The sequence below is a fragment of the Micromonospora sp. S4605 genome (assembly GCF_003176715.1).
GTDB lineage: Bacteria > Actinomycetota > Actinomycetes > Mycobacteriales > Micromonosporaceae > Micromonospora > Micromonospora echinaurantiaca.
Window position 1 is genome coordinate 1 of record NZ_QGSW01000272.1, and the last position, 7,672, is coordinate 7,672.

9 protein-coding genes are annotated in these 7,672 nt (G+C 75.1%); 2 read left to right on the forward strand and 7 right to left on the reverse strand.

Going from position 1 to position 7,672, the window contains the following annotated elements:
• The first annotated feature begins 38 nt into the window (after positions 1 to 38).
• Entirely contained in the window at positions 39 to 1,142 is a 1,104-nt protein-coding gene (hisC, locus tag DLJ47_RS24515; protein WP_109903180.1) for a histidinol-phosphate transaminase, read from the forward strand.
• 101 nt (positions 1,143 to 1,243) lie between these two features.
• Here hisC and DLJ47_RS24520 read toward each other — a convergent pair whose 3' ends face one another.
• The 6 genes from DLJ47_RS24520 to DLJ47_RS24545 all read right to left on the reverse strand — a co-directional run bounded on the left by DLJ47_RS24520 (position 1,244) and on the right by DLJ47_RS24545 (position 6,063).
• Positions 1,244 to 1,423 carry a hypothetical protein gene (locus DLJ47_RS24520; protein WP_109903182.1) on the reverse strand — a complete coding sequence of 60 codons (180 nt, stop codon included), beginning with the start codon at positions 1,421 to 1,423 and terminating at the stop codon, positions 1,244 to 1,246.
• A 59-nt stretch (positions 1,424 to 1,482) separates the two neighbouring features.
• The gene (locus tag DLJ47_RS24525) at positions 1,483 to 2,736 is read right to left on the reverse strand and encodes an outer membrane protein assembly factor BamB family protein (RefSeq protein ID WP_109903184.1); all 1,254 of its coding nucleotides are present in this window, start codon (positions 2,734 to 2,736) and stop codon (positions 1,483 to 1,485) included.
• 97 nt (positions 2,737 to 2,833) lie between these two features.
• The gene (locus DLJ47_RS24530; protein WP_109903186.1) at positions 2,834 to 3,319 is read right to left on the reverse strand and encodes an SRPBCC family protein; all 486 of its coding nucleotides are present in this window, start codon (positions 3,317 to 3,319) and stop codon (positions 2,834 to 2,836) included.
• A 190-nt stretch (positions 3,320 to 3,509) separates the two neighbouring features.
• A complete protein-coding gene (locus DLJ47_RS24535) occupies positions 3,510 to 3,719 on the reverse strand; it encodes a DUF397 domain-containing protein (RefSeq protein WP_109903188.1) in 210 nt (69 codons plus the stop codon).
• A gap of 177 nt (positions 3,720 to 3,896) precedes the next feature.
• The gene (gene fahA / locus DLJ47_RS24540) at positions 3,897 to 5,096 is read right to left on the reverse strand and encodes a fumarylacetoacetase (protein ID WP_109903190.1); all 1,200 of its coding nucleotides are present in this window, start codon (positions 5,094 to 5,096) and stop codon (positions 3,897 to 3,899) included.
• Positions 5,097 to 5,172: 76 nt separating this feature from the next.
• Positions 5,173 to 6,063: a hypothetical protein gene (locus tag DLJ47_RS24545; protein WP_109903192.1), complete on the reverse strand. Its 891-nt coding sequence runs from the start codon at positions 6,061 to 6,063 to the stop codon at positions 5,173 to 5,175.
• 95 nt (positions 6,064 to 6,158) lie between these two features.
• Here DLJ47_RS24545 and DLJ47_RS24550 point away from each other — a divergent pair, with 95 nt between their 5' ends.
• Positions 6,159 to 7,325: a homogentisate 1,2-dioxygenase gene (locus tag DLJ47_RS24550; RefSeq protein ID WP_109903194.1), complete on the forward strand. Its 1,167-nt coding sequence runs from the start codon at positions 6,159 to 6,161 to the stop codon at positions 7,323 to 7,325.
• Positions 7,326 to 7,488: 163 nt separating this feature from the next.
• Here the strand turns inward: DLJ47_RS24550 and DLJ47_RS37085 are convergent.
• Positions 7,489 to 7,672: hypothetical protein (locus DLJ47_RS37085; protein ID WP_233257999.1), on the reverse strand; the 184-nt coding region annotated here is incomplete at its 5' end.

Genomic DNA, 7,672 nt, shown 5'->3' on the forward strand with positions numbered 1-7,672 from the left:
ACCCCGAACGACCGCACCAACCCCCCGGGAGACACCCCATGACCGACACCGGACGCCAGCAGCCGGCGCTGCGGCTGACCCGCGCCGACCTGGACGCGCTGCCCAACTACGTACCCGGCCGCAGCCCGGCCGACCTGGCCCGCGAGCTGGGGCTGCCCGAGGCGATCAAGCTGGCCAGCAACGAGGTGCCGTACGGGCCGCTGCCCGGCGTGGTGGAGGCGGTGACCGAGGCCGCCGCCGGGGTGCACCGCTACCCGGACATGGGCGTCATCGCACTCCGCGAGGCGCTGGCCGAGCGGTACGGCGTGGCCGCCGACCGGATCGCCACCGGCTGCGGTTCGGTGGCGCTGGCCGAGCACCTGGTCCGGGCCACCTGCCTGCCCGGCGACGAGTTGCTCTACGCGTGGCGCTCGTTCGAGGCGTACCCGATCATCGCGGCGACCAGCGGCGCGACCAGCGTGCGGGTGCCCAACGACGCCGGGCACGGGCACGACCTCGCGGCGATGGCCGCGGCGGTGACCGACCGGACCCGGATGATCCTGGTCTGCAACCCGAACAATCCGACCGGCACGGCGGTGCGCCGGGCGGAGCTGGACCGGTTCCTCGACGCGGTGCCGGACGACGTGCTGGTGGTCATCGACGAGGCGTACCGGGAGTTCGTCACCGACCCCGAGGTGCCGGACGGGCTGAGCTACCTCGACCGGCCGAACGTGGCGGTGCTGCGCACGCTCTCCAAGGCGTGGGGCCTGGCCGGCCTGCGGATCGGCTGGCTGGTGGCGCAGCCCGAGGTGGCGGCGGCGGTGCGCAAGGTGGTCACGCCCTTCTCCACCAGCATGGCCGCGCAGGCCGGCGCGCTCGCCGCGCTGGCCCAGGCCGCCGAGGTGGAACGGCGCTGCGCCCTGGTGGTGGCCGAGCGGGAGCGGGTCACCGAGGCGCTGCGCAAGCTGGTCCCGGACGTGCCGGCCAGCCAGGCGAACTTCGTCTGGCTGCCGCTGGGCGACCGGGCGGTGGACTTCGGCAAGGCGTGCGAGGCGCGCGGGGTGATCGTCCGCCCGTTCCCCGGCGACGGGGTCCGGGTCACCATCGGCACCCCGGCCGAGAACGACGCCTTCCTCGCCGCCGCCGAGTCGGCGCTGGCCTGATCCTGGGCCGGTCCGGTCCGCCATCCCCCGCGGACCGGACTGGACGTCTCAGGCGGCCGCCACCGGCTGCCGGAACCGGGCGAGCGTCTCCGCCTCGGCCTTCAACGGCCCGGCCGACAGGCCACCGGGCCCGTCGGAGAGCCGCAGCTCGCCGGCACGGTGATGTCGACCCCGACCGTCCGGGTGAGCTGCACGGTCCGCGGCGCCGGTGGCGCGGCGTCCACCGGCGACGGGGTGAGCAGGATCAGGAACGCACCGAACAGGGCTGCCAGGAGTCGCACAGCGGGACTATAAATAACTTATGTCCGTTTTGTCGAGGTGGCTCGCCGGCCGCGGCGGATCAGGTCGCGGCGAGGATCACCGGCTCGGCGGTGATGAAGTAGCGCTGGTCGTCCCCGTCCGGGTCGACCGGCCTCCGGAGTCGCTCGACGGCCACCCACCGGCCGTCCGCGTACACCGCCCCGGGCGTCCAGCCGGTGCCGTCCGAACCGACGTTGAGCGGGAATCGGGACAGCTGCACGCCCGTCGCCGAGTCCAGCGTCACCAGGTCGTTCGCCTCGGTCAGCAGGTGCACCCGGCCCAACTGGACCACGATCAGCCGGCCCGACCCGAGCTCGGGCCGGCGCCACAGCTCCGCGCCGGTGCGCGCCGACCGGCCGGTCAGCACCCCGTCGACCAGCGCGACCGCCTGCTCGCCGACCAGCTCGGCGTTCGCCGGGTCGAGTGCGGGCGCGGCGACCGGCTCGCCGGAGCCGAGCAGCCAGCCCCGCCCGGTGCCGTCCCCCGGGCCGGCGGTGCGCAACGCGGTACACCCGACCCGGCCGGTACGGCAGCCGAGCGGGGTGACCGTCAGGTCCGCACCGGCCCCGGCCGGACGCCAGCGACCGGCCACCGCGCCGGTGCCGGCGTCCCGGAACTCGACAGCGGCCGGCCCGGCACAGGCGTCCACGGTGACCAACCGGCCCGCGGCGGTGGCGCCGACGGTGTCCCGGCAGGTCGGGTCGACCTCGGCCCGCCACAGCTGCCGGCCGTCGGCCAGCCCGAAGCCGCGTACAGTGCCGTCGCCCGAGCTGATCACCACCTCGCGGCCGTCGGCGGCGCGGGTCGCCAGCAGTCCCCGCGGTTCCCAGACCACGGCCGCCCCGGTGCGCCGCACCATGCGGTCCCCCACCGGCTCGGGTCCGTCCGCCCGCCACGCCACCCGACCGGTCCGCGCGTCCAGCGCCACCAGCCGCCCGTCCGACCAGCGGCTGACCACGGTGGTTCCGCTCGCCACCACCCCGTCCAGCTCGGCCGGCCAGCGGCGGTACGACCAGAACGGAGTGGTCCGGTGCCGGCCGTCGACCGGGCGGTCGGCGTAGACCTGCCGGTGGCCCGCGTACACCCGGAGCCGGCCGTCCACGATCAGCGGCGCGACGGGCAGCCGGCCGACCACCCCGACGGCCGGCGTGGCAGCCGGCGGGTAGTCCGCCCGGGCGACCGTACTGACCTCGGCGGGGGCGAGCACCCGGTAGACCGTCACGGCGATCGCGGCGAGCACGAGCAGCGCCGCGACGGCGATCACGATCCGCCGCCGGCCCTTCGCCAACCCCATGCCCGCACCTCCGCCCGGCACCCTACCCAGCGGAGCTGGTGGCGGCGTGGTCAGGCTGCCGGCCGAGCGCGGTCGGCGGCGACGTGCCGGACCGGCGTCAGGCGGCCTCGGCCGAGCCGGCGGTGGCCGCCGCCGCGGCGGCGAGGTCGGCGAGATCCCGCCGCAGCGCCCCCTCCACCGCGCGGGCGGCCAGCCCGCCGAGGAGCAGCGCGACCACCCGGCCGTACGGCCTGGTCGGCGCCGCCTCCTGCGCGACGGTCACCTCGGTGCAGCCCCGCCCGCGCCGCTCGACCTCGCGCAGCGTCCAGGTGATCTGATAGTCGACGCCGGCGCCGGGCGAGTTGAGCACCAGCCGCCGGGGCGGTTCCGCCTCGACCACCAGGAACTCCTCGACCAGCGCGCTGCCGTCGGGCTGGCGCCGGGTCTCCCGCCAGGCGGCGCCCGGCCCGAAGCCGCCGTCGGTGAGCAGTTCGACAGTGCCGGCGGCGCCGGTGCGGGCGGTGCGCAGCCGCGGATCGGCCAGGAGGCGCCAGACGTCGACGGCGTGCGCCTCGATGAACTCGGTAACCGACACCGTCGACATGCCACCTCCCGTGGCCTCGACGGTACGCCGGGTGAGCGCGGAACGGGGGTTCCGCAGTGAAACTTTCATCACCCGAACCCGCGCCGGTGCGGATCAGGTGCGGGACCACGTCCGGCGGCCCCGTCCGACCAGCGGTGGCCGTCGCCGGCGGCCCGGCCGGCGCCGGGCCACCCGATCCGTCAGCGGGGGGTCAGGGCCGGAACTGGCCGGCCCGGATAGCCGCCACGAACGCGGTCCACCCCGGCGGGCTCACCGCGAGCGTCGGCCCGGCCTGGTCCTTCGAGTCGCGCACCCCGACCACGCCGAGGACGCCGACCAGGTTGTCGGCCACCTCCACGCAGAGCCCCTGGTCGTTGGAGCGGCTGCTGGTGCGCCAGACCGCGCCCGCGAACTCGTTCATCGTCGTCATCTCCCTCGCGTCGGTGGGACGCCGTGCCGCGCCGGACCGCGGCCGGAAGGGGGCGCCGGCCCGGTCCGGCGCGGCACGGCGACGGAATCCGGAGCGATCAACGCGACAGTGACGGGCCCTGGTCGCACACTCGGTGCGACCAGGGCCCAGGGAGATCGAGAGGGTCAGTCAGCGCGCCGGGAGGATGGTCCCGGTCACCTCGCCCAGCGCCACCGTGGTGCCGTCCGGGCCGGGCGCGGTGGCGCTGATGGTCACCGTGTCGCCGTCCTCCAGGAAGGTCCGGGTCTCGCCACCGGCGAACTTCATCGGCTCCGCGCCGCCCCAGGTGAGTTCCAGGAACGAGCCGACCTGGTCCCGCTCCGGCCCGGAGACGGTGCCGGAGGCGTACAGGTCGCCGGTACGCAGCGACGCGCCGTTGACGGTCAGGTGAGCCAGTTGCTGGGCCGGCGTCCAGTACATGGTGGCGAACGGCGGCTCGCTGACCTGCTCGCCGTTCCACCGCACCGCCAGCCGCAGGTCGAGCCCCAGGTGCGGCACGTCCCGCAGGTAGTCCGCGACCGGCGGATCCTGGTCGGGGGCGGGCACGAACGCGTCGCCGAGCGCGTCCAGCGGGGTGACCCAGGCGGAGACCGAGGTGGCGAAGGACTTGCCCAGGAACGGGCCGAGCGGCTGGTACTCCCAGGCCTGGATGTCCCGGGCGGACCAGTCGTTGACCAGCACCACGCCGAAGACGTGGTCGGCGAAGTCGTCGACGCTCACCCGGCTGCCCAGCGGGCTCGGTACGCCCACCACGAAGCCGACCTCGGCCTCGATGTCCAGCCGCACCGACGGGCCGGCGACCGGCCCCTGCGGGGTGGCCCGCTGGCCGGTGGGGCGCACCACCGGGGAGCCGGAGACCACCACGGTGCCGGCCCGGCCGTGGTAGCCGATCGGCAGGTGCTTCCAGTTGGGCAGCAGCGGCGGCTGGCCCGGGCGGAAGATCTGCCCGACGTTGGCCGCGTGGTGCTCGGAGGAGTAGAAGTCCACGTAGTCGGCCACCTCGAACGGCAGCTGCATCCGCGCCTCGTCGAGCGGGATCAGCAGCGGCTCCACGTCCGGCCAATGCGCGACGTCGGTGAGCAGCTCGGTCACCCGCTGCCGGACCGCCGTCCACTGCGGACGGCCGAGCGCCATGAACCCGTTGAGGGTGGGCTGGCCGAGCGCCCCGGCGGCGAGCACCAGACCGGCCGCCTCCGCGCCGGCCAGGTCGAGCACGAAGTCCCCGATGCGTACGCCGATCCGCGGCTCGCGCTCGCCGTGGCGGAACACCCCGTACGGCAGGTTGTGCACCCCGTACGGCGAGCCGTCGGCACCCGTCACCCAGCTCATGCCGGCCCTCCGCTGCGCTCCGGGCCGCCCTGAGGCACCACCGCCCTGAGTCGATGATTCGCTCGCTGACGCTCGCTCATGCGTCGCCCCCGTTCACCAGCCCCAGCCGGATCAGATCGGTCAGTGGTTCCAGGATGCTGCACGACCCGAAGCCGACCCACAGCCGACGCGCGGTGTCCAGTCGCGGCTCGGCCCACTGCACCAGCGGGCGCGGGTCGGCGGCGGTGAGCAGCTCGGCGACGGTGCTGGTGGCGGCGCCGTCGGCCGCGGCGAGGGTGGCGGCCAGCACGTTGCCGAAGCCATGGTGGGTGAAGCCGGTCTCCGGGTCCAGGTGCCGGACCGCCTGGTGCAGCCCGGCGGTCAGCTTGAACGGCAGCTGCCGGTCGCGGCAGGCGCAGATCACCGCGGCCAGTTCGGCCGGGGTGGGGAAGAGTTCGGCCGCCAGCCCGCCGGTGCGGAACTTCGCGGCGATCGGCACCCCGTCGGCGCGGGCCGTGGCGAGGGCGTCCAGCGCCCCCATCAACCCGAAGGTCAACGGCAGCTCGGCGTAGACGTCCAGGCGGTCCGGAACCGAGTCCGCCGACTCACCTTCGGGGGCAGCGGCCCGGCGGGCCATCGCGACCAGCTCGGCCAGGCCGGGCAGCGGGTCCTCGCCACGCTTGGCGACGGCCGCCTCGACCTGCCGGACCCGCAGCCGCGGGTCGGCCTCGGCACGCACCTTGTCGAGCTGGCCGATCGGCAGGTCGCCGATCACGCCGACGTCGATCCGCTCGTCGGAGCCGAGCAGGCCGGCCAGCGCCGGCAGCTTGGTGGCCGGGACGAGGAGCGGGCCGACCAGGTCGGCGTACCAGGAGGTGCGGTGCCGCCGGTGTGCGGCGACCGCGTCGGGCAGCGACGCGCTGCCGGGCGGGAAGACGGCGGCGTCGTCGACCAGGCCGTCGAGGAGCGCGGGCACCTGCGTTGACACGAGACAAGAATGTACGGGACGCTACAAGGAACGGACAACAGCGTCCGATTATCGGACGCTCACCGGCGGTGAACGGGACGAATCCGGGAGGCGAGATGCCGTACTACCGCAGCGTCGGCGAGGTGCCGCGCAAGCGCCACACCCAGTTCCGGCAGCCCGACGGCAGCCTCTACGCCGAGGAGCTGATGGGCCAGGAGGGCTTCTCCTCCGACTCGTCCCTGCTCTACCACCGGCACGCGCCCACCGCGATCGTGGCCGCCGAGGAGTTCACCCCGCCGGCGTTCACCCGCACGCCCAACCTGCCGCTCAAGCCCCGGCACCTGCGCACCCACAAGCTCGACGGCGCCGGCGCCGACCCGGTGCTCGGCCGGCAGTACCTGCTGGCCAACGACGACGTCCGGATCGCGTACGTGCTGGCCGACCGGCCGTCACCGCTGTTCCGGGACGCCACCGGCGACCACTGCCTCTACCTGGAGTCCGGCGCCCTGCGGGTGGAGTCGACGTTCGGCGTGCTCGACGCGGTGGCCGGCGACTACGTCATCATCCCCACCTCGACCGTGCACCGGCTGGTGCCGACCGGCGCCGAGCCGACCCGGCTGCTCGCCATCGAGGCGGCCGGCCACATCGGCCCACCCAAGCGCTACCTCTCGGTACGCGGCCAGTTCCTGGAGCACTCGCCGTACTGCGAGCGGGACGTCCGCGGGCCGGACGCGCCGCTGCTGGTCGACGGCGAGGAGGTGGAGGTGCTGGTCCGGCACCGTCGCGGGTGGACCCGGCACGTCTACGCCCAGCACCCGTTCGACGTGGTCGGCTGGGACGGCCACATGTACCCGTGGGCGTTCTCCATCCACGACTTCGAGCCGATCACCGGCCGGATCCACCAGCCGCCGCCGGTGCACCAGACCTTCCAGGGCCCGAACTTCGTGATCTGCTCCTTCGTGCCCCGCAAGGTCGACTACCACCCGGACGCGATCCCGGTGCCGTACAACCACCACAACGTCGACTCCGACGAGATGCTCTTCTACACCGGCGGCAACTACGAGGCCCGGCGCGGCTCCGGCATCGAGCAGGGCTCGATCTCGCTGCACCCGTCCGGCTTCACCCACGGCCCGCAGCCCGGCGCCGCGGAGCGCTCGATCGGCGTCGACTACTTCGACGAGCTCGCCGTCATGGTCGACACCTTCCGCCCGCTCGACCTCTGCGACGCCGGCCAGTCCTGCGAGGACGACGGCTACGCCTGGACCTGGGCGCGCCGCGGCTGAGCCGCACCCGTCGGCCGACCGGACCGGGCCGCTCCTGACCCGGCTGCCGCCAGCGTGATCGTGGCCTGCCAACGGGCCACGATCACGCCGGCTCCGCTCATCTGCTGGCCGGGTCGGAGCGCACCTCGGGCGACCAGCGGCCGCCGGCTGGCTGATCAGACGCTCAGCGCCGGCCCCGATGGATCACGGCGCCCCGCCGGGGCTGGTCGTGCTGCCGCACCGACCAGGGTCGGGGCTGGGCAGCGGACACCCGGCGGCGGTGCCGCGTGCGCCGGTCCGGCCGGCCCGGCCCGCCGGCGAGGCCGGCGTCGGCCCCGGCCACGGCGGCCGCCGGCGCGGCGTCGAGC

Coding starts and splice junctions, on each gene's coding strand:
- hisC (WP_109903180.1), top strand. CDS start 39: ATGACCGACACCGGACGCCAGCAGCCGGCGCTGCGGCTGACCCGCGCC.
- DLJ47_RS24525 (WP_109903184.1), bottom strand. CDS start 2,736: ATGGGGTTGGCGAAGGGCCGGCGGCGGATCGTGATCGCCGTCGCGGCG.
- DLJ47_RS24530 (WP_109903186.1), bottom strand. CDS start 3,319: ATGTCGACGGTGTCGGTTACCGAGTTCATCGAGGCGCACGCCGTCGAC.
- DLJ47_RS24535 (WP_109903188.1), bottom strand. CDS start 3,719: ATGAACGAGTTCGCGGGCGCGGTCTGGCGCACCAGCAGCCGCTCCAAC.
- fahA (WP_109903190.1), bottom strand. CDS start 5,096: ATGAGCTGGGTGACGGGTGCCGACGGCTCGCCGTACGGGGTGCACAAC.
- DLJ47_RS24550 (WP_109903194.1), top strand. CDS start 6,159: ATGCCGTACTACCGCAGCGTCGGCGAGGTGCCGCGCAAGCGCCACACC.